At 33.2% G+C, this 21661-nt stretch carries 18 protein-coding genes, 1 tRNA gene and 1 pseudogene; 16 read left to right on the forward strand and 4 right to left on the reverse strand.

What is annotated here, in order from left to right; genetic code table 11:
* Positions 1-35: 35 nt before the first annotated feature.
* Positions 36-851 (reverse strand): GLPGLI family protein, encoded by an 816-nt coding sequence (locus Q361_RS08795; RefSeq protein ID WP_103726351.1) that lies wholly within the window; start codon positions 849-851, stop codon positions 36-38.
* A gap of 478 nt (positions 852-1329) precedes the next feature.
* On the opposite strand from Q361_RS08795, the pseudogene Q361_RS08800 reads away from it, so the two are divergent.
* Positions 1330-1584 (forward strand): annotated as a pseudogene (locus tag Q361_RS08800) (helix-turn-helix domain-containing protein); the annotation flags it as partial.
* 77 nt (positions 1585-1661) lie between these two features.
* Here Q361_RS08800 and yihA read toward each other — a convergent pair.
* On the reverse strand, positions 1662-2282 hold the full coding sequence (gene yihA / locus Q361_RS08805) for a ribosome biogenesis GTP-binding protein YihA/YsxC (protein ID WP_103726353.1): 621 nt from the start codon (positions 2280-2282) through the stop codon (positions 1662-1664).
* A 1-nt stretch (position 2283) separates the two neighbouring features.
* On the reverse strand, positions 2284-3048 hold the full coding sequence (locus Q361_RS08810; protein ID WP_103726354.1) for an alpha/beta fold hydrolase: 765 nt from the start codon (positions 3046-3048) through the stop codon (positions 2284-2286).
* A gap of 294 nt (positions 3049-3342) precedes the next feature.
* On the opposite strand from Q361_RS08810, the gene mraZ reads away from it, so the two are divergent.
* From mraZ to Q361_RS08885, 15 genes are all read left to right on the forward strand, one after another.
* Entirely contained in the window at positions 3343-3801 is a 459-nt protein-coding gene (gene mraZ, locus Q361_RS08815; RefSeq protein ID WP_103726395.1) for a division/cell wall cluster transcriptional repressor MraZ, read from the forward strand.
* Positions 3794-4699 (forward strand): 16S rRNA (cytosine(1402)-N(4))-methyltransferase RsmH, encoded by a 906-nt coding sequence (rsmH, locus tag Q361_RS08820; protein ID WP_103726355.1) that lies wholly within the window; start codon positions 3794-3796, stop codon positions 4697-4699. Before mraZ ends, rsmH begins: the two co-directional genes overlap by 8 nt.
* 5 nt (positions 4700-4704) lie before the next feature.
* Complete coding sequence (locus Q361_RS08825) at positions 4705-5058, forward strand: FtsL-like putative cell division protein (protein ID WP_103726356.1); 354 nt, start codon at positions 4705-4707, stop codon at positions 5056-5058.
* On the forward strand, positions 5049-7055 hold the full coding sequence (locus Q361_RS08830) for a penicillin-binding transpeptidase domain-containing protein (RefSeq protein ID WP_103726357.1): 2007 nt from the start codon (positions 5049-5051) through the stop codon (positions 7053-7055). The genes Q361_RS08825 and Q361_RS08830 overlap by 10 nt, the downstream gene beginning before the upstream one ends.
* Complete coding sequence (locus Q361_RS08835; protein WP_169929287.1) at positions 7052-8515, forward strand: UDP-N-acetylmuramoyl-L-alanyl-D-glutamate--2,6-diaminopimelate ligase; 1464 nt, start codon at positions 7052-7054, stop codon at positions 8513-8515. The genes Q361_RS08830 and Q361_RS08835 overlap by 4 nt, the downstream gene beginning before the upstream one ends.
* A gap of 18 nt (positions 8516-8533) precedes the next feature.
* Positions 8534-9760 (forward strand): phospho-N-acetylmuramoyl-pentapeptide-transferase, encoded by a 1227-nt coding sequence (gene mraY, locus Q361_RS08840; protein ID WP_103726358.1) that lies wholly within the window; start codon positions 8534-8536, stop codon positions 9758-9760.
* Position 9761: 1 nt separating this feature from the next.
* Complete coding sequence (gene murD / locus Q361_RS08845) at positions 9762-11096, forward strand: UDP-N-acetylmuramoyl-L-alanine--D-glutamate ligase (protein WP_103726359.1); 1335 nt, start codon at positions 9762-9764, stop codon at positions 11094-11096.
* 38 nt (positions 11097-11134) lie between these two features.
* The gene (locus Q361_RS08850) at positions 11135-12481 is read left to right on the forward strand and encodes an FtsW/RodA/SpoVE family cell cycle protein (RefSeq protein WP_103726360.1); all 1347 of its coding nucleotides are present in this window, start codon (positions 11135-11137) and stop codon (positions 12479-12481) included.
* Between the two features lies 1 nt (position 12482).
* The gene (gene murG / locus Q361_RS08855) at positions 12483-13568 is read left to right on the forward strand and encodes an undecaprenyldiphospho-muramoylpentapeptide beta-N-acetylglucosaminyltransferase (protein WP_103726361.1); all 1086 of its coding nucleotides are present in this window, start codon (positions 12483-12485) and stop codon (positions 13566-13568) included.
* 60 nt (positions 13569-13628) lie between these two features.
* The gene (gene murC, locus Q361_RS08860; RefSeq protein WP_103726397.1) at positions 13629-14972 is read left to right on the forward strand and encodes a UDP-N-acetylmuramate--L-alanine ligase; all 1344 of its coding nucleotides are present in this window, start codon (positions 13629-13631) and stop codon (positions 14970-14972) included.
* Positions 14973-14976: 4 nt separating this feature from the next.
* On the forward strand, positions 14977-15699 hold the full coding sequence (locus Q361_RS08865) for a cell division protein FtsQ/DivIB (protein WP_103726362.1): 723 nt from the start codon (positions 14977-14979) through the stop codon (positions 15697-15699).
* A gap of 42 nt (positions 15700-15741) precedes the next feature.
* Positions 15742-17145, forward strand: coding sequence for a cell division protein FtsA (gene ftsA, locus Q361_RS08870; protein WP_103726363.1), 1404 nt, complete (start codon positions 15742-15744; stop codon positions 17143-17145).
* A gap of 27 nt (positions 17146-17172) precedes the next feature.
* Positions 17173-19158, forward strand: coding sequence for a cell division protein FtsZ (gene ftsZ, locus Q361_RS08875; RefSeq protein WP_103726364.1), 1986 nt, complete (start codon positions 17173-17175; stop codon positions 19156-19158).
* 104 nt (positions 19159-19262) lie between these two features.
* On the forward strand, positions 19263-19712 hold the full coding sequence (locus Q361_RS08880) for a GatB/YqeY domain-containing protein (protein WP_103726365.1): 450 nt from the start codon (positions 19263-19265) through the stop codon (positions 19710-19712).
* Between the two features lie 52 nt (positions 19713-19764).
* Positions 19765-19838, forward strand: a tRNA-Arg gene (locus tag Q361_RS08885).
* A 150-nt stretch (positions 19839-19988) separates the two neighbouring features.
* Here Q361_RS08885 and groL read toward each other — a convergent pair.
* Positions 19989-21620, reverse strand: coding sequence for a chaperonin GroEL (gene groL / locus Q361_RS08890; protein WP_103726366.1), 1632 nt, complete (start codon positions 21618-21620; stop codon positions 19989-19991).
* Positions 21621-21661: the final 41 nt, after the last annotated feature.

Raw genomic sequence — 21661 nt, forward strand, 5'->3', positions numbered from 1 at the left:
AATAATAAGAGTTTTTGTTTTTATATAATTTGAACTTAATAGCGATATTTTTTTAATTCAATTTTTAAATTTGATGGATATTCTATTAGATTATCAATTATTTCTTGGTCACTCATATCTTCATTTACAGAATGGTCTATATCGTAACCCTTTGCTTTATCTTCTAAATCCATTTTTTTAAATTCTGCAATCCATCTTATTTTATTATTAACTTCAATTTCAACAATTTTCTTTTCAAAATCAGAATAATTCATAATGTCTTTCTTCTTGAGAAAATAATTTTTATACTTATTAAATTCTTTTCTGTTTTTCTGCTTAGAAATAGTAACTAATTGTGCTTTAAAAATACCTTTCTCGTCTGAGGCTTCTACTACCAGTCCAGGTAATCCATGTAGTTTTAATGGACCAAACTTAATGGGTACATCAAATGTAAACCATGCTGTGTAATATCTTCCGTTTAAAAATAATTTTGCTTCAGTGCAATTGTATTTGCCAATTTTTTTCTTGCTATCAGGATTTATTTTCCATTTCAATTTATCTTTCAATTCGTCAGAGTAAATTATTTCTTCAAATCGCAATGGAAATCTGTAATAGCTTTTTTCTTTATTAGAGTAAAAAAATTTTGATAGACTATCATTTTCGACAAAACTTACATCTCCATTTGAATGGTCTACAATTCCTCTATCTCTTTCGTCATAAACTTTAAAAGTTGCTTCGTTATTATCGGTAAGCAATGTGCTATTAATTATTCCGCCTGTATTATCAGTAAATTTGTAGTCAATTTTATATAATTCTTGTGCATATAAAAAACTAGTAAAAATAAATAACAAAAAATAAATGGTTTTCTTCATAATAAAATTATTAAAAAAAGAAGTAATAAATTAATATTACTTCTTTGTAAATTACACTTGTAAGTATTATTGTATTGAAGCTACTTGAGTTGTACATTTGTGTTTTGCACAATACATTGCTCTTGCTCTGTCACACAATGGTTCATTAGCAAAACCACAAACTGTAAACTCGCCAACTGAACAACAAGCAACCGCTTTGTTTTTTTTTAATTTTTAATGGTTTAACTACTTTTCCTGTACTTGCAAAACTAAATGTTCCTGCTAATAAGAACGATATTAAATCTAATTTTATTATAAAAATAATAATTTAATTTGTTAATAAATATTTTTGTTATACAAATATTAAAAAAAAGTATATTTGTTATCTATCACAAACTAAATATTTTATATTAAAAAATGAATAATTTTTAAAGCTAATAATATGTCGACAATAGGATTTAAAATAAAAAAATTAAGAGAAGGGTAAAACTTATCTCAGCCAGAATTAGCTGAAATTTTAAAAATTTCTCAGGCTAAGTTATCTAATATAGAAAACGGTAATACAAAGACAATTGATTTTGTACTTATGGATGCAATTTGTAAAGTTTTTGATAAAGATTTTGAATATTTTTTAAAAAGTAGTAAGCAAGTCAATAATGTTGATAAAAACGATGGCAATGTTGGGGTAATAGGTTATAATCACGGAACTATAAATCTTTTCCCAGAAAATATTATTAATGAAATAAAAATATAATAGATGAGAGTAAGCAAAAGGATATTCTTATCAAAGAATTGAAAGATGAAAATAACATATTGAAGAGTAAGAAATATTTATAATAACAAATTGTTTTTAAACATTTCTTCGTTTACTTGGTTTATGTATTCTAATAATTGTTCGCGACCAGTAGCTTCTAGAGAAGAAGTAATAAAATAAGGTGGCATTTCTTCCCAATTGCTTGCGAGTACTTTTTTGCGATAGGCTGCTACATGAGAGTCTATTTTTGTTTTTCCAATTTTGTCGGCTTTTGTAAAAACAATACAAAACGGAATTTGATATTCGCCAAGATAATTAATAAATTCTAAATCTATTTTTTGAGCTTCGAGTCTAATATCTATTAAAACAAATGCGCATACAAGCTGTTCCCTTTTTTCAAAGTAATCGGTAATGAATTTTTGAAAGGTTTGTTTTGCACTTTTTGAAACACGAGCATAACCATACCCTGGTAAATCTACCAAAAACCAATTGTTGTTTATTTTAAAATGATTAATAAGTTGTGTTTTACCTGGTTTAGCAGAGGTTTTTGCCAAACTTTTATGGTTTGTAAGCATATTTATCAAAGAAGATTTGCCTACATTGGATCTTCCTATAAAGGCATACTCGGGTAGTATTTCTTTTGGGCATTTTTGCACATCAGAATTACTAATTATAAATTCGGCCGAATTGATTTTCATATTATAGGTTTTCTTTTTTGAGCCAACTTTCAAGTAGTCGGTTAAACTCTTCTGGGTGTTCCATCATGGCAGCATGGCCGCATTTTTCTATCCAATATAAACTAGAGTTTGGCATCAATTTATGAAATTCTTCTGCTACATCTGGTGGAGTAACATTGTCATTTTTACCCCAAATAATACATGTTTTTACGTGCATTTTGGGTAAATCTTTTGCCATATTGTGACGTATAGCACTCTTGGCAATTGTTATGGTTTTAATAACTTTTATACGATCGTTTACAACAGCAAAAACTTCATCTACAATTTCTTTGGTTGCTACATCTGGGTTATAAAAAACATCTTGGGCTTTCTTTTTTATGTATTCATAGTCGCCTCTTTTTGGGTAACTATCTCCCATGGCGCTTTCATAAAGTCCAGAGCTTCCTGTAATGACAAGTCCTGCTACTTTTTCAGGATACATTTTAGTGTGATATAATGCAATATGCCCGCCTAGCGAGTTTCCTAGTAATATAACCCTGTCAAAACCTTTGTAAGTAATAAAGTCTTTTACAAATTTTGCAAAGGCTTTTACATTAGTTTTAAGCAAACTTTGTGTGTAAATAGGCAACTCAGGAATTACAATTTTGTATCCTTTTTCAGAAAAATGTTGTGCAACACCATCAAAATTACTTAAACCACCCATAAGCCCATGTAATATTACTATGGGTGTTCCTTCTCCTTTTTCGTAATAGCTGTATTTTCCGTCTGTTATATAGTTTTTATCCATCATAATTTCAATCAAACTCTGGTTACAAATATAAATCATAATATTTAATTACCCTAAAGTATTTAAAACACGATTGTTTTGTTAAAAAAGCATCAAAGGTGTAGTAGTGCTAAAAAAAGATAAAGAATTGTTTTTCAAAGCCTTGTGCGCCTTGGGATTTTTTGAACAAAAACATCTATTTTGAAATAAAAATTGGGCTGATGTGGTAAAACTTATTAACAAAGTGGTATATTGTGGTAAAAGGTGGTAAAATATTTTATATTTTTGCTCTGTAAACTATAAAACAAGTTGTTTTTGAACTCATTAATAGGTACATACGAGTGTAAAATAGACGCCAAGGGCAGATTGCTTATACCAGCTCCGTTAAAAAAGCAATTGGCTTCTTCATTGCAAGAAGGCTTTGTTTTAAAACGTTCGGTATTTCAGCAATGCTTAGAGTTGTATCCTATGAGTGAATGGCAAATGATGATGCAAAAAATTAATGGTTTAAATAGGTTTGTTAAAAAAAACAATGATTTTATAAGACGTTTTACCGCAGGAGTAAAAGTGGTTGAGATAGATAATTTGGGTAGACTTTTAGTACCAAAAGACTTAACAATTTTTGCGAGTATTGATAAAGATGTTGTGTTGTCGTCTGCGGTAAATATCATTGAAATTTGGGATAAAGAGCTCTACGAAAAAGCAATAGACGATTCTGTATTGGATTTTTCAGATTTAGCCGAAGAAGTAATGGGAGGAGGTAACGATGAGTAATTTAGAATATCATAATCCGGTTTTGCTAAAAGAAACCGTAGATGGTTTAAACATTAAACCAAATGGGGTTTATGTAGATGTTACTTTTGGAGGAGGTGGACATTCTAAAGAGATATTGAGTAGGTTGGGTGCAGAAGGAAAATTGTTTGCTTTTGATCAAGATGAAGACGCTTGGAATAACGAGTTAAGAGACGATAGGTTTACACTTATTCCGGAAAATTTTAGATATATAAAACGCTTTTTACGCTTTCATGGCATAAAGCAAGTAGATGGTATTTTGGGTGATTTTGGAGTTTCTTCTCACCAGTTTGATGTGCCACAAAGAGGTTTTTCTACTCGTTTTGATGCAGATCTAGATATGCGAATGAGTAAAAAAAACGACATAGATGCTTATACGGTTGTAAACCAGTATGATGAAGCGAATTTAAAACGTGTTTTTTTAGAATATGGCGAATTAAAAAATGCGGCAGCTTTAGCGCGAACAATAGTTGAGGCTAGAACTACTAAAAACATAAAAACATCAGAAGAGTTAAAATTGGTATTACAACGTTTTTTGCCCGAAAAAGTAAAAAACAAAGTTTTAGCTCAAATATACCAAGCCATACGAATAGAGGTTAATCAAGAAATAGAAGTGCTAAAAGAATTTTTGGTTCAAACATTAGAAGTCTTAAAGCCACAAGGAAGATTGAGTTTGATTTCGTACCACTCTCTTGAAGATCGTTTGGTAAAAAGATTTATCAAAAACGGCATGTTTGAAGGAGAGCCAGAGCGCGATGTGTTTGGCAATTTTACGGTACCGATGAAACCTATTGGAAAATTGATAGTGCCTACAGATGCAGAAATAGCAATAAATAATAGAGCTAGAAGTGCTAAATTGAGAATTGCAGAAAAACTATAGTTGGTATGAGTGCAAAAGGAGGTATATATGATTTGCTAAAAGCTCATTTTTTGGTAAATGAAGATGCAGTAAAAAATTGGAAATTTATCATTTTTCTAATTTTTTTAGCGATTCTAATGATTGCCAATACACATAGATTTGAACAAAAAGTTTTTAAAATAGCCGATTTAACCAATGAAGTAAAAGAGCTTCGATCGGAGTTTGTAGATCGGCGTTCAGAATTGATGAAGTTAAAAATGGAATCTTCTATTTCAGAAAAAATGAAAAGTAGAGAAATATTTCCTTCAAAAGTTCCGCCAAAAAAAATTAAAGTAGTAAAACCAGAAGAAAGTAGTTTGATAAAGAAAATATGGCAGTAGAACCAAAAAATATTGCATACCGTATTTATTTAATTGCCTTTTTAATATTTCTTATGGCATTGGCAGTTACCGTAAAACTCACTAATATACAGTGGGTAGAGGGCGACTATTATAGAAAACTTGCCAAAGAACGAACCATAAAAGACTTTGTTTTACCAGCAAATAAAGGAAACATCTATTCGGCCGATGGTAGTTTACTTGCTACTTCAATCCCAAAATATATTATTCGCTTTGATGCTATGGCACCTAAACAGTCTGATTTTGATAAAACAATAGACTCATTATCTTATTCTTTGTCAAAACTTTTAGGAAAGCCTAGTTCACATTACCAAAGTATGTTTCTAAGAGCGCGTCATAGTAAAAACCGCTATCTTTTGGTTGCAGACGACTTGTCTTACACACAATATCAAGCCATAAAAAAAATGCCTCTTTTTAATAAAGGTGCTTACAAAGGCGGAATAATTGTAGAACAAAAAACAGTTCGCGAACATCCTATAGGTAAAATAGCAGAACGAACTATAGGCTATGAAAGAATAGACCCAACAGGAGAATTACTACGAGTAGGTATTGAGGGTGCTTATGGTAAATATTTAAACGGAAAAGATGGTCGTGTATTAAAGCAAAAAATTGCCAAAGGACAGTGGAAACCCATAAGTGACCAAAATGAAGTAGATCCTCAAGATGGCTTTGATGTAATTTCAACAATAGATGTGTATATACAAGATATAGCACACCACGCATTGCTAGAAGCACTTATTAATAATGATGCAGAACATGGTTGTGTTGTAGTAATGGAAACAAATACAGGACATATAAAAGCAATTTCCAATTTAGGTAGAGATGACGAATCTGGTAATTATTATGAAACGATAAATTATGCAGTAGCCGAATCGCACGAACCAGGTTCTACGTTTAAACTTGTAGATATGATTGCTTTGCTCGATGATAATAAAGTAGATACAAGTAAAGTGTATGACTCTCATGGAGGAGAAATAAAATATTACGGAAAATCAGTAAGAGATTCTCATGAGGGAGGCTACGGTAAAATTTCGCTAGGGAAAGGTTTTGCAGTTTCTTCCAACACAATTTTAGTACAAGCAGTTTACGAAAATTATAAAAACAATCCAAAGCAGTTTACAGATAGAATAGACAATTTAGGATTAAATACTAGATTGCATTTGCCATTTCGAGGAGAAGGCATACCTTATGTACAACATCCTTCTGATAAAACATGGAACGGATTGTCTTTACCATGGATGGCGTTTGGCTATGGAATTTCTATTACGCCTTTACAAACACTTACACTATACAACGCAGTAGCCAATAATGGTGTTATGGTAAAACCTATGTTTGTTTCGGAAATAAAAGAGTGGGATAAAACCATTAAGAAATACGACACCCAAATTATAAATCCTAAAATATGCAGCGATAATACCTTAAAAAAACTCAAAGTTTTGCTTCAAAATGTAGTAAAATATGGAACAGGTAAGAAAATGTATTCCAAAGATTTTTCTATGGCAGGCAAAACAGGTACTGCACAAGCCAACTATGGTACAAATGGCGGGCAAGATAAACACTATATATCTTCATTTGTAGGGTATTTTCCTGCCGAAAAACCCAAGTATTCTTGCATTGTAGTAGTACATAAGCCTAAGGTTATCAACAACGATTATTACGGAGCTTCTGTTGCGGGCCCTGTTTTTAAAAGAATTGCTCAAAAAATATTTACCGATGCACCTTCTACCAACGAAGTAAAAAATCTGGATAAAAAAATACCAAAACAAGAAACAAAGTATTATCAATATTATACCAAAGCGCAGCAGGTTAATAACACAGTGCCCAATTTAAAAGGCATGCCAGGTATGGATGCAGTAGCACTTTTAGGCAATTTAGGAATTAAAGTAAAAGTGAAGGGAGTAGGCAAAGTAAAAACACAGTCTATTCAACCGGGTGAACCACTTAGAAAAAATACAACTATAATATTAGAACTATCGTGATAGCATTAAAAAACATATTATATAAAGTTGCATTGGAAGCCATTCATGGTTCTACCGAGCAGGAAATAAATGCCATAGCTTTTGATTCTAGAAAAATCAAACAAAATGATTTGTTTGTAGCTATTCGAGGTACAATTTCAAACGGTCATGATTTTATACAAACAGCCATAAGTCAGGGTGCAAAAGCTATAGTTTGTGATGTTTTTCCAGATGAATTTGTAGCAGGAATTACTTATATAAAAGTGCTAGATACCAACGAAGCATTAGCGCATATTGCTTCCAATTTTTACAATAACCCTTCAAGTAAATTAAAGTTGATAGGTATAACAGGCACAAATGGTAAAACCACAGTAGCATCATTATCATATCAATTGTTTAAAAAAGCAGGTTACAAAGTAGGGTTGTTGTCTACTGTAAAAATCATAGTCGATACTGCAATCTACCCAGCTACACACACAACCCCCGATTCTTTAACCATAAATTACTACTTAAATGAAATGGTAGAAATGGGTTGTGAATACTGTTTTATGGAGGTAAGTTCGCACGGAATTCACCAAAAGCGCACAGAGGCTTTAACATTTGCAGGCGGTGTATTTACAAACTTATCTCATGATCATTTAGACTATCACGCCACATTTGCAGAATATAGAGATGTTAAAAAATCTTTTTTTGATTTTTTACCAAAAACGGCTTTTGCCATTACCAATGTAGACGATAAAAACGGAGCAGTAATGCTTCAAAATACAAAAGCGAGAAAAAAAACCTATGCTTTAAAGAGTTATGCCGATTTTAGAGCTCAAATTCTCGAAAGCCAATTATCTGGATTGTTGTTAAAAATAAATGATAATGAAGTTTGGGTAAAACTTATAGGAACTTTTAACGCTTACAATTTGTTGGCTATATACGGTATAGCTACCGAGCTTGGATTGGATAATCTAGAAGTATTACGATTAGTATCAGAATTAGAAAGTGTTTCGGGGCGTTTTCAATACATTATATCCGAAGGTGGCATAACAGCAATTGTAGATTATGCGCATACGCCCGATGCGCTTGAAAATGTTTTAAAAACGATAAACGATATTAGAACCAATAATGAAAAATTAATAACGGTAGTAGGCTGCGGAGGCGATAGAGATAAGACCAAGCGACCTATTATGGCGAAAATAGCTTCTGAAATGAGTAATCAATTGATTATTACTTCAGATAACCCAAGAACAGAAAACCCACTAGATATTATTGCCGAGATGGAAGCAGGTGTAGAACCTCAAAATTTCAAAAAAGTACTATCTATAGAAGATAGAAAGCAAGCCATAAAAGTAGCTTGTCAATTGGCTTCTGCAAAAGATATTGTACTTATTGCGGGCAAAGGGCATGAAACGTATCAAGAAATAAACGGAATAAAACACGATTTTGATGACATGAAAATTGTAAAGGAGTTTTTACAATTATTGAATAAATAGAAACAAAAACCAACAACAATGCTATACTACATTTTTGATTATTTAGATAAAACGTTCAATATACCTGGAGCAGGAGTGTTTCAGTACATAACCTTTCGTTCTGCAATGGCTCTTATTTTATCATTGCTATTATCAACCATATATGGTAAAAAGGTAATTGGTATTTTGAGAAACAAACAAATGGGTGAAACGGTTCGTGAGTTGGGTTTAGAAGGACAACAACAAAAAGCGGGTACACCAACTATGGGTGGTATTATCATTATTATGGCAACGCTTATTCCTGTGTTGTTATTTGCAAAACTTAACAATGTTTATATAGTATTACTTATAGCTACTACAATTTGGATGGGAGCTATTGGTTTTATAGACGATTATTTAAAGATAAAAAAGAAAGATAAAGAAGGATTAAAAGGTAAATTTAAAGTGTTTGGGCAAGTAGGCATTGGGCTTATTGTAGGTTCTGTATTGTATTTTCATCCGCATGTAACAGTTCGAGAAAAATCGACAGCACCTATTACATTCAATCGTACCGAAAGTGTAGTTTCATCTGCAGCCAAAGAGTATAAATCTACAACTACCACGATTCCTTTTGTAAAAAATAATGAATTAGAATACGCACAAATATTAAAACCATTTACAGACGATTATCAAAAATGGGCTTGGTTGGTATTTATTCCTATTGTAATTTTTATCATTACTGGGGTTTCAAACGGAGCCAATCTTACCGATGGAATAGACGGTCTTGCGGCAGGTACTTCGGCAATTTCGGTTTTGGCCTTGGGTATTTTTGCATTTGTTTCGGGTAATATTATTTTATCAAGTTATTTAAATGTGATGTATATACCTCATACAGGTGAGCTTACGATTTTTATAGCCTCATTTGTAGGGGCATTGGTAGGTTTTCTTTGGTATAATTCTTACCCAGCATCTGTGTTTATGGGCGATACAGGAAGTTTAACGATAGGTGGAGTTATAGCAGTACTTGCTATATGTGTACGCAAAGAACTCTTATTGCCTGTGTTTTGTGCCATATTTTTTGCCGAAAGCGCTTCGGTAATTATTCAAGTAACTTATTTCAAATATACTAAAAAACGTTTTGGCGAAGGCAGAAGAGTATTTTTAATGTCGCCATTACATCATCATTATCAAAAGAAAGGATACCACGAAAGTAAAATTGTAACCCGATTTTGGATTGTTACTATTTTATTGTCTATAGTAGCTATAGTTACGCTTAAATTGAGATGATATGAAAAGATTAGTTGTACTTGGTGGAGGCGAAAGCGGTGTTGGTACAGCCATACTAGCACAAAAACAAGGATATGATGTTTTTGTGTCAGATTATGGTAAAATAACCGATAGATATAAAGAAGTTCTTAACAGTTATGCTATTTCTTGGGAAGACGAACAGCATACAGAAGCATTGATTTTGAATGCCGATGTAGTCATGAAAAGCCCAGGAATACCAGATAAAGCGCCTATCGTTAAAAAATTACTAGAAAAAGAAGTTCAAGTTATTTCTGAAATCGAATTTGCTTATCCTTTTACAAACGCTACAACTATTGGTATAACAGGGAGTAACGGAAAAACCACAACAACGCTTCTTACATATCATTTGCTCAAACAAGCAGGACTTAATGTTGGTCTAGCGGGAAATATAGGTAAAAGTTTTGCATGGCAAGTTGCCGAAGAAAATTTTGACTATTATGTACTAGAGTTAAGTAGTTTTCAGCTCGACGGAATTGTAAACTATAAACCACATATTGCAGTACTTACCAATATTAGTCCAGACCATTTAGATCGGTACAATTATAATTATGATAATTATATCGATTCAAAATTTAGAATAACAATGAATCAAACAGAAGAAGATTATTTCATTTTTGATGCCGATGATCAGGCGAGTCAAAATTGGTTTAGTAAAAATAAAATCAAAGCCAATCAATTATCTTTTTCAATAACTAAAACTATTAAAAACGGAGCATTTTTAAACAATAATACTATGGAGTTCAAGATCAACAACGAAGAATTTGTACTAGACGCAGCCGAAATAGCACTCGAAGGAAAGCATAATTATAAAAACGCTATGGCAGCAGTTTCTGTTGCCGATTTATTAAAAGTGCGCAAACAAACCATTCGCGAGAGTATGTCTAATTTTCAAGGAGCAGAACACCGTTTGGAAAAAGTGTTAAAAATACAAGGCGTTCAGTATATAAACGATAGCAAAGCTACCAATGTAAATGCAGCTTTTTTTGCACTCGATAGTATGACTACTCCAACCATATGGATTGTTGGCGGTGTAGACAAAGGGAATGATTATACAGAGTTAATGGAACTTGTACACGAAAAAGTAAAAGCGATTATTTGTTTGGGAATAGATAACAAAAAAATCATTGATACTTTTGGAAACGTAGTAGATATTATGGTTGAAGTAGACAATATGAAAGATGCTGTACACACTGCAAAACATTTGGCAGAAAAAGGAGATACAGTACTATTAGCGCCTGCTTGTGCAAGCTTTGATTTGTTTCAAAATTACGAAGATAGAGGAACACAGTTTAAACAAGCCGTTAAAAATTTATAAATCAAACAAAACTATTTTCTAGTATTTAATACAAAAAAATGAAACAACTACTTGGCAAATTACACGGAGACAAAGCTGTTTGGGCGGCAGTAGTGCTATTGGCATTATTTTCGTTCCTTCCGGTGTTTAGTGCAAGTAGCAATTTGGCATACATGCGTCATGGTTCTGGTAATCCATTAACCTATCTTTTAAAACACGCAGGGCACATGCTATTGGGCTTTTTTATTATTTATAGAACCCACAAAGTGCCATACCATTATTTTAGAGGAATAAATAAACTCATTTTTTTACCCGTGTCTTGGCTTATGCTACTATTTACCTATTTTTTTGGTGTAGAAAGTGGCTCTGCAACCCGCTGGATAAAAATACCATTTGTAGGTATAACATTTCAACCATCATCATTTGCATTCATAGCTTTAATGATTTACGTTTCGGGCTATTTAGCCAAAAAAGATGTCGATACTCACAATTTTAAGAAATCATTTTTACAACTTTGGGTTCCAGTTGGTATTACTGTCGGACTTATATTGCCCAACAACTTTTCTACAAGTGCTTTAATATTCTTAATGGTACTCATGCTTGTTGTAATCGGCAAATATTCTTCAAAATACATCTTGTACGTTTTAGGAATAGGATTTGTTTTAGGACTCATGTATTACGGTACAGCAAAAGCATACGAAAAAATAAATCCAGAACACATACCTGCAGTATTCAAAAGGGTAACAACTTGGGAAAATCGAATAAAAAGTTATGGTAGTACTAATGTAGATGAAGATGATATTTATCAAATAGAAAGAGCAAAAACAGCCATAGCAACAGGCGGAATATACGGTTTAGGCTTTGGAAAAAGTGTGCAAAAAAACTTTTTACCGCAATCTTCCTCAGATTTTATATTTGCCATAATTGTAGAAGAAACAGGTTTAGTAGGAGCTTTGGCTATTATTAGCATTTATTTGTTTTTACTTTTTCGTTTTGTGGTCGATTCGCATAAAGCAAAATCATATTTTGGCAAATTGCTCATTATTGCTCTAGGTTTTCCTATTATTTTTCAGGCGTTTATCAATATGGGTGTTGCTGTAGAGTTACTGCCAACTACTGGGCAAACTTTACCACTTATTAGTTCGGGGGGAAGTTCTATATGGATGACTTGCGTTGCTGTAGGTATCATACTTAGTGTAACTAAAAAAGAAGATGAAATAGCCCAAGAACTTGATGAAAAGCAAAAACGCGAAGAAGCATTGCAAAGAATCATTGATAGAGAGCTTCAAGCCGATGATGATGACCAATGGGATGAAAATCAAGATAAAATAAACCAAATGAAAGCTTCAATAAAAAATAAAATTGAAGAAGAAGATAATCCAATGCAGGCAGTAAAAGGAAAATAAAATGGAAAAACTCAAAGTAATACTATCTGGAGGCGGTACAGGCGGGCATATTTATCCTGCTATAGCCATTGCCAACGAAATAAAACAGCGTTTTCCTAATGCAGAAATTTTGTTTGTAGGTGCGCAAGATAAAATGGAGATGCAAAAAGTGCCTCAGGCGGGTTATCAAATTGAAGGTTTATGGATAGCAGGTATTCAAAGAAAACTTACTTTGCAAAACATGATGTTTCCTTTAAAACTCATAAGCAGTCTTTGGAAATCCCGAAAAATCATTAATAAATTTAAACCAAATGTTGTTATTGGTACAGGTGGTTTTGCTAGCGGGCCATTATTACAAGTAGCCAATAGTAAAGGTATACCAACGGTGGTACAAGAGCAAAATTCGTATCCGGGTATTACCAATAAAATACTAAGTAAAAAAGCCAATAAAATTTGTGTAGCTTACGATAAATTGGAGCGTTTTTTTCCAAAAGATAAAATAGTGTTTACGGGCAATCCTGTTCGTCAAGATTTACTTGATATACATGGAAAAAAACAAGAGGGGATTCATTATTTTGCATTAAATTCAAACAAAAAAACACTTTTAGTTATAGGGGGAAGCCTCGGTGCAAGAAGAATCAATCAATTAATAGAGAAAGAATTAGAATTTATTCTATCTCAAAATATTCAAGTTTTTTGGCAATGCGGAAAATTGTATTACGACGAGTATAAAAAATACAACAAAGAATGCGTTCAAGTAGTAGCTTTTATAGATAGAATGGATTTAATATACGCGGCTGCCGATTTTGTGATTTCTAGAGCTGGAGCTTCTTCTGTATCAGAACTGTGTTTGGTAGCAAAACCAACATTATTTATTCCTTCACCAAACGTAGCCGAAGATCATCAAACTAAAAATGCCAAAGCAATTGTTGATAAAAATGGGGCATTAATGCTGAAAGAATCAGAGTTAGATACACAATTTCAAAATACGTTCAAAGACTTAGTAACCCATGAAAATTTGCAAAACCAACTAAGCCAAAATATAAAAACATTAGCCAAGCCCAATGCAACAAAAGATATTGTTGAAGAAATTTTAAAATTAGTTTAAAGTTTTATTTTTCAGGTTCGTAACTTGAAACATAAAACATCAAACTTGAAACAAATAAAAATGAATCTAAATCAAATACATAACGTTTATTTTATCGGTATTGGAGGTATCGGTATGAGTGCGTTAGCTCGTTATTTTAAATACATAGGCAAAAACGTGTCGGGTTACGACAAAACCCCAACCATGCTTACCAAAGAATTGGAGCAAGAGGGTATTGCTATTCATTTTACCGATGATGTAACTCAAATTCCAAGTTCATATATCCAAGAGAATACCTTAGTTGTATATACTCCTGCTATTAAGCAATTGGGCGAATGGGAATATTTTAAAGAACATCAGTTTACCATAAAAAAACGTGCCGAAGTATTAGGTATTATTACCAAAGATACTTTTTGTTTTGCGGTAGCAGGCACTCATGGAAAAACTACAACTTCGAGTATTTTAGGACATATTTTATACGAATCAGGTTTGGATGTAACTGCCTTTTTGGGAGGCATTGTAGAGAATTATCATTCTAATTTAATAGGAAAAGGAAAAACCATTTCGGTTGTTGAAGCCGATGAGTTTGATAGATCATTTTTACACTTACATCCAGATATTGCTTGTGTTACTTCTATGGATGCCGATCATTTGGATATTTATGGAGACACACATGCTATACAAAACTCGTTTAAAGAGTTTGCAAATAAAGTAAACGATAAAACAAAACTGTTTGTTCCAAAAGGTTTACCGCTAGAAGGTACGACTTTGAGTATAAATAGTCCAGCTTCATTTTCAGTTTCCAATATCAGAATTGAAAACAGTACCTATGTGTTTGATGTAACTACTCCGCACGAAATAATAAACAATGTAAAATTTGCTTTGCCAGGGCATCATAATTTAATGAATGCGCTTACAGCACTCGCAATGGCTAAAACTTATGGTGTAGCAAACGATAAGATAATCAAAGCATTAGAGAGTTTTAAAGGAGTTCAACGAAGATTTTCATACCAACTACAATCTGAAAAATTGGTTTACATAGACGATTATGCGCATCATCCTACCGAAATAAATGCAGTACATCAGGCCGTTAGAGAATTGTATGCCGATAAAAAAGTACTAGCTATTTTTCAGCCGCATTTGTTTAGTAGAACTCAAGATTTTGCCCAAGATTTTGCCCAAAGCCTTAGTAATTTTGATGAGATTGTTTTGCTCGATATTTATCCGGCTCGCGAATTGCCTATAGAAGGAGTAACTTCAAGTTGGTTGTTAGAAAAAATACAAAATAAGAATAAAAAACTAATTCAAAAAGAAAATCTAATTGAGTATTTAAAGAATACAGATGCACAAGTTATCGTTACCATAGGAGCAGGAGATATTGGTGAAATGGTTCCAAGCATAAAAAAGGAATTAGAAAACAAATAATTACATGAAAAAAATCAATTGGAATACTATTCGTATTATAGTTATGTTCTTGATTATTATCGGGTTGTATTTGTTTGCCTATCAAAAAAACAACAATAGAAACATAAAAGCTGTAGAAATAGATTTTATGGGAGCTACCCACAATTTTATAAAAACAGAAACGGTTAATAAGTTGTTGATAGAAAATTTAAATACTATGAAAAGTATTACAAAAGATGCGTTAGATTTGAATAAATTGGAAGAAACTGTAGCCAAACACCCAATGATTGCAAAGTCAGATGTTTATGTTACGGTAGATGGTGTATTGCGTGCAAACGTTTATCAAAAAACACCTGTTGCTAGAGTTTTTTCAGAAGAAAGTTCTTTTTACATAGATAGCACAGGTAGCAAAATGCCTCTTTCGCAAAACTATACAGCAAGAGTTCCTCTTTTGTATGGAAAAATTAAAAAAGAGTATGCAAAACCTATAACCAAAGTGCTAAATTGTATAGAAAAAGATCAATTTCTTAAGCAAAATATTATAGGAGTTGTTGTAAACCCAAATCAGAGTTTAATTCTTAAAAATAGAAATTTTGATTATGAAATTGTTTTTGGGGGGCCAATTTATATAGAAAAAAAATTTAAAAACTATAAAGCTTTTTTTCAAAAAGCAGTAGAAGACAGTGTGCTTTACCACTATAAAAAAGTCGATTTGCGATTTTTAAAACAAGTAGTCTGCACAAAATAAAAAAGATTAAAAAAAGATATAGTATCAAAATAAGTTGATAGTATGGAATATAGAGAGAACATAGGAGTAGGGCTGGATATAGGTACCACCAAGATTGTTGCCATGATTGGTAAGAAAAACGAGTACGGTAAATTACAAATACTTGGTTTAGGTAAAGCAAAAAGTTTGGGAGTTTCTCGAGGCGTAGTAAACAATATTACGCAAACTATTCAATCTATCCAACAAGCTATATTGGAAGCAGAAGAAAATTCAGGATACAAAATAAATGATGTAGTAGTAGGTATTGCAGGTCAGCATATTCGCAGTATTCAAAGTACAGACTATATCATTAGAAGTAATCCAGAAGAAGTAATTAGCGGTAATGACATACAAACACTTATAGATCAAGTAAACCGTTTGGCAATGTTGCCAGGCGAAGAAATAATACATGTGTTGCCACAAGAATTTAAAATAGACGGGCAAGCAGGTATAAAAGAACCTATTGGTATGTATGGAGGCAGGCTGGAAGCTAGTTTTCATGTGGTTGTAGGGCAGGCAGCATCAATAAGAAATGTTGGCAGATGTGTGCAAAGTTCTGGTATTGAACTTTCTGGTTTAACACTAGAACCCTTAGCTTCATCAGATGCAGTATTAAGTCAAGAAGAAAAAGAAGCGGGAGTTGCTTTGATAGATATAGGAGGCGGAACTACCGATTTGGCTATTTTTAAAGATGGAATAATTAGACATACTGCCGTAATACCTTTTGGAGGTAATGTAATTACAGAAGATATAAAAGAAGGTTGTTCTATTATAGAAAAGCAAGCCGAATTGTTGAAAGTTAAATTTGGGTCAGCATGGCCTGGCGAAAATAAAGACAATGAAATTGTTTCTATACCAGGATTAAGAGGTAGAGAACCAAAAGAAATATCCTTAAAAAATTTGTCTAAAATAATTCATGCGCGAGTAGTAGAAATTATCGAACAAGTTTTTACAGAAATAAAAAATTACGGTCACGAAGAACCGAGAAAAAAACTCATTGCCGGCATTGTACTTACAGGAGGTGGAGCACAGCTTAACCATATTAAACAATTGGTAGAGTATATTACAGGTATGGATACTCGTATAGGTTATCCTAATGAGCATTTAGCAGGTAATTCGGCAGAAGAAATATCAAGCCCATTATTTGCAACAGCAGTTGGATTGGTTATGAATAGCTTGGAAAACAAAACCCAAAGCGCTTATAAAATTGAAATGAAACAAAACTATAAGCCACAACACAATCATATTCCTGCCCAAAACGTTTCGGTTGAAGAGCCAAAACAAACAGAAGAGCCCCAAATTGAAGAAGTAAAATATACAAGAAAACAAGAAGAAAAAGAAGTAGAAACTACCGAAAGCAAAATCAAAAAATCATTCTTTGATAAGTATGTAGATAAAATCAAAGATTTTTTAGATAATGCAGAATAAAGTAGTGATAATGAAAACCAAAATAGTATGATGAGCAACTCAGAATTTGGAAACATTTCATTTGATTTACCAAAAAATCAATCAAATGTAATAAAAGTAGTCGGTGTAGGTGGTGGCGGTAGCAACGCTATCAATCACATGTTTCAGCAAGGTATAAAAGGAGTAGATTTTGTAGTTTGTAATACAGATTCACAAGCACTTCAAAATAGTCCTGTGCCCAACAAAATTCAATTGGGAGTAGATCTAACAGAAGGATTAGGAGCAGGAGCAAACCCAGAAATAGGTCAGCAAGCTGCTTTAGAAAGTATAGAAATTATAGAAAAAATGCTTGATGCCAATACCAAAATGGTATTTATTACCGCAGGTATGGGAGGCGGTACAGGTACAGGTGCAGCGCCCGTAATTGCGCAATTGGCAAAAGAGCGAGACATACTTACGGTAGGTATTGTTACCATTCCTTTTCAATTTGAAGGTAAGGTGCGTACAGACCAAGCGATGCAAGGAGTAGAAAAACTTAGAAAACAAGTAGACTCTTTAATCGTAATAAACAACAATAAGCTAAGAGAAGTCTATGGAAATCTTGGTTTTAAAGCAGGTTTCTCAAAAGCAGATGAAGTATTGTCTACCGCATCTAGAGGTATAGCAGAGGTAATTACACACCATTACACTCAAAATATCGACTTAAAAGATGCCAAAACTGTGTTGTCAAACAGCGGTACTGCCATTATGGGGTCTGCAACGGCAACAGGAGAAAACAGAGCTAAAGATGCCATTATATCAGCATTAGACTCACCATTATTAAACGATAATAAAATTTCTGGAGCCAAAAACGTATTGTTGCTTATCGTTTCTGGAACTCATGAGATTACTATAGATGAAATAGGAGAAATCAATGACCATATTCAAGCTGAAGCAGGATACAATGCTAATATTATTATGGGTGTTGGCGAAGATGAAACATTAGGCGAAGCGGTTGCTGTAACCATTATTGCTACTGGTTTTAATGCAGAACAACAAAGCGAAATTGTAAATACGGAGCCTCAAAAAATAATTCATTCTCTAGAAGATGAGCAAAAACTTGTACAAGATTTAACTCAAAAAACAGTACATACATTTCAGCCCGTAACTACCAATGTAGCTATCGATACTCCACAAAATCAAATGGCTTCTGTTGTAGCAGAAGCAGATGAAAAAATAGTTTTTGATTTACTAGAAGAACAACCAAAAGAGGAAGAACCTGTTGCTACTTTTTTGTCTGAAAATGAGTTAGTGGCAATGAACGATTTTATTCGAAATATCGATGTGGCTTTTGAAATAGTATCACCTATTCAAAATATACCATTTGAAGTTACAAGTGCAAAAACTACATTAGAAACCATTAATGATATTTTTGTAGTAGATGCGCAGGAAGTAAAGCCACAAGAACAAATTTCTTTTTCATTTGATGCTCCAGCATCGCACAAAGACGAAGAAACAATAGTGTTTGATTTAACTCCAGAAACAAAAAATATAAAAGTTAATGAGCCTATAGAGTTTATGCCTGTTACAGAAGTTTCTGACAACGGAATAATAAAGTATTCGTTAGAAGAGTACATGGAGCTTGAAAATAGTCTGATAAATTCTAAACAAGAAGAAAAACTAGATGAGCCAATTGCAGAAGAGTACAATTTTACACTAAAGGTTGATGATAGTCCTGCAGTTTCTACCCATACACCAAGTTATCCTATTCAATCTTTTGAAAATAGTACTCCGGTAGATATGTCTATAGAAGATATGTTAAAACTTAGAGCAGATGAAAGAAGAAGAAAGTTAAAAGAATTTAATCATAAATTTCACAACAACTCTTCTAGAATTGAAGACTTAGAAAAAGAACCAGCCTATAAAAGATTAGGAGTAGATATTACCGAAAATCAAACATCTAGTTCCAATTCAAGAATATCTCTTGGAACAGACAGTAATGATGATATACAATTGCGTTCTAATAATTCATTTTTACATGATAATGTAGATTAAACGATTTGTTTATCCCTATAAATTCTTAACCCAAAAGTACTCTGTCTTTTGGGTTATTTTTTTAACTTTGCAAACCAATTTAGATCAAAAATAAAACATAAAATATGAGTTTAGCAACACAAATCATGGACAAAATAAAAGAAGCCATGAAAGCCAAAGACACCGTAGCACTAGAAGCACTTAGAGCTATAAAATCTGCAATATTGTTGGCACAAACAGAAAGTGGTGCCAAAGAAGATTTGACCGCCGACGATGAAATAAAACTATTACAAAAGTTAGTAAAACAACGCAAAGATAGCGCTGCAATTTATACAGAGCAAGGTAGAACAGATTTGGCAGAACCCGAATTGGCTCAACTAGCCGTAATCGAACAATTTTTGCCTGCTCAAATGACAGAAGAAGAAGTAGAAGCAGTTGTAGCAAAAATTATTTCAGAAAATGGTTTTTCGGGTATGGCTTCTATGGGGCAAGTTATGGGAATAGCTTCTAAAGAATTGGCTGGACAAACAGACGGCAAAACCATTTCTACACTTGTAAAAAAGCTTTTAAGTTAATTTTATAAGAAAAAACAATCTAAGGCTTACACTATTTGTCTTAGTTCAAATTGGCTGCGTAGTTCAACTGGATAGAATATCAGATTTCGGCTCTGAGGGTTGGGGGTTCGAATCCCTCCGTGGTCACATAAAAAAGCGTAACTATTTTTATATCCAATAGTTACGCTTTTTTTTCTAAAAATTCTAATAAAATTCTGAGAATTAGATTAATAAAAAAAAACACCACTATACAATTGTTATAGTGGTGTTTTATATAAAAGTAAGAATTTTAATCTATTACATCATGCCAGGCATGCCTCCGTGCATATGTCCGCCGCCTGCAGGAGCTTCTTCTTTAATATCTACCAAAGCACATTCGGTAGTAAGAATCATTCCCGATACAGATGCTGCGTTTTCTAATGCTACACGCGTTACTTTTTTAGGATCTATAATACCTGCAGCGAGCATATCTACATACTCATCAGTTTTAGCATTGTAACCAAAAGTATCTTTCCCTTCGGCAACTTTTGCTACAATTACAGAACCTTCCAATCCTGCATTTTCTACTATCGTTCTTAACGGAGATTCAACAGCACGCGATACTATTTGTATACCTGTAGCCTCATCTGCATTGTCTGCTTTAATACTCGATAAAGTAGCTTTAGCTCTAAGTAAGGCAACACCTCCACCAGCAACAATACCTTCTTCTACAGCGGCTCTAGTAGCGTGTAACGCATCGTCTACACGATCTTTTTTCTCTTTCATTTCAACTTCAGAAGCAGCACCTACATACAATACTGCAACACCACCTGCTAATTTTGCCAAACGCTCTTGTAATTTCTCTCTGTCATAGTCAGACGTAGTAGATTCCATTTGCGCTTTTATTTGATTTACTCTATTTTTTATCATATCGGCATTACCAGCCCCGTTTACAATTGTAGTATTGTCTTTATCAATAGCAACTTTTTCGGCTGTTCCTAGCATTTCTAACGAAGCATTTTCCAATGTATGTCCGCTTTCTTCAGATATTACCGTACCACCCGTTAAAATAGCGATATCTTCCAACATAGCTTTTCTTCTGTCGCCAAAACCAGGTGCTTTTACCGCAGCAATTTTTAGAGCGCCTCTTATTTTGTTTACTACCAAGGTAGAAAGGGCTTCTCCATCTACATCTTCAGCAATAATTAATAAAGGTTTGCCAGATTGAGCTACTGGTTCTAAAACAGGTAATAACTCTTTTAAAGACGATACTTTTTTGTCGTATAATAAAATATATGGATTGTCTAATTCCACATTCATTTTCTCTGCATTGGTAACAAAATACGGCGAAAGATATCCTCTGTCAAATTGCATACCTTCTACAACATCTACATAAGTATCAGTACCTTTGGCTTCTTCTACAGTGATTACTCCTTCTTTTCCTACTTTTGAAAAAGCTTGCGCTATTAAATCGCCAATTACCTCGTCATTATTAGCAGAAATTGAAGCGACTTGTTTTATTTTTTCTGAAGAACTTCCTACTTCTTGAGATTGTTTTCCCAAATCGGCAACAATAGCTTCTACAGCTTTGTCTATACCTCTTTTTAAATCCATTGGGTTTGCTCCTGCAGCCACATTTTTTAAGCCTTCTTTTACAATAGCTTGTGCTAAAACCGTTGCAGTTGTAGTTCCATCACCAGCTAAGTCGTTGGTTTTTGAAGCGACTTCTTTTACCATTTGAGCTCCCATGTTTTCAAGCGTATCTTGCAATTCTATTTCTTTTGCTACCGATACTCCGTCTTTTGTTACAGTTGGTCCGCCAAATGATTTCGAAATAATTACATTTCGTCCTTTTGGTCCAAGGGTTACTTTTACTGCATTTGCCAATGCGTCTACACCACGTTTTAATCCGTCGCGTGCTTCAATATCAAATTTTATATCTTTTGCCATTTTAAATTTTTATTTAATGTTTAAAATTGTTTTTATTAAAA

The organism is Flavobacterium croceum DSM 17960 (assembly GCF_002917885.1).
Classification (GTDB): Bacteria; Bacteroidota; Bacteroidia; order Flavobacteriales; family Flavobacteriaceae; genus Flavobacterium; species Flavobacterium croceum.

Coding starts and splice junctions, on each gene's coding strand:
- murC (WP_103726397.1), top strand. CDS start 13,629: ATGAATCTAAATCAAATACATAACGTTTATTTTATCGGTATTGGAGGT.
- Q361_RS08850 (WP_103726360.1), top strand. CDS start 11,135: ATGAAACAACTACTTGGCAAATTACACGGAGACAAAGCTGTTTGGGCG.
- Q361_RS08880 (WP_103726365.1), top strand. CDS start 19,263: ATGAGTTTAGCAACACAAATCATGGACAAAATAAAAGAAGCCATGAAA.
- rsmH (WP_103726355.1), top strand. CDS start 3,794: ATGAGTAATTTAGAATATCATAATCCGGTTTTGCTAAAAGAAACCGTA.
- yihA (WP_103726353.1), bottom strand. CDS start 2,282: ATGAAAATCAATTCGGCCGAATTTATAATTAGTAATTCTGATGTGCAA.
- Q361_RS08795 (WP_103726351.1), bottom strand. CDS start 851: ATGAAGAAAACCATTTATTTTTTGTTATTTATTTTTACTAGTTTTTTA.
- Q361_RS08810 (WP_103726354.1), bottom strand. CDS start 3,048: ATGGATAAAAACTATATAACAGACGGAAAATACAGCTATTACGAAAAA.
- Q361_RS08865 (WP_103726362.1), top strand. CDS start 14,977: ATGAAAAAAATCAATTGGAATACTATTCGTATTATAGTTATGTTCTTG.
- Q361_RS08825 (WP_103726356.1), top strand. CDS start 4,705: ATGAGTGCAAAAGGAGGTATATATGATTTGCTAAAAGCTCATTTTTTG.
- ftsZ (WP_103726364.1), top strand. CDS start 17,173: ATGATGAGCAACTCAGAATTTGGAAACATTTCATTTGATTTACCAAAA.
- Q361_RS08830 (WP_103726357.1), top strand. CDS start 5,049: ATGGCAGTAGAACCAAAAAATATTGCATACCGTATTTATTTAATTGCC.
- murG (WP_103726361.1), top strand. CDS start 12,483: ATGGAAAAACTCAAAGTAATACTATCTGGAGGCGGTACAGGCGGGCAT.
- mraY (WP_103726358.1), top strand. CDS start 8,534: ATGCTATACTACATTTTTGATTATTTAGATAAAACGTTCAATATACCT.
- ftsA (WP_103726363.1), top strand. CDS start 15,742: ATGGAATATAGAGAGAACATAGGAGTAGGGCTGGATATAGGTACCACC.
- groL (WP_103726366.1), bottom strand. CDS start 21,620: ATGGCAAAAGATATAAAATTTGATATTGAAGCACGCGACGGATTAAAA.
- murD (WP_103726359.1), top strand. CDS start 9,762: ATGAAAAGATTAGTTGTACTTGGTGGAGGCGAAAGCGGTGTTGGTACA.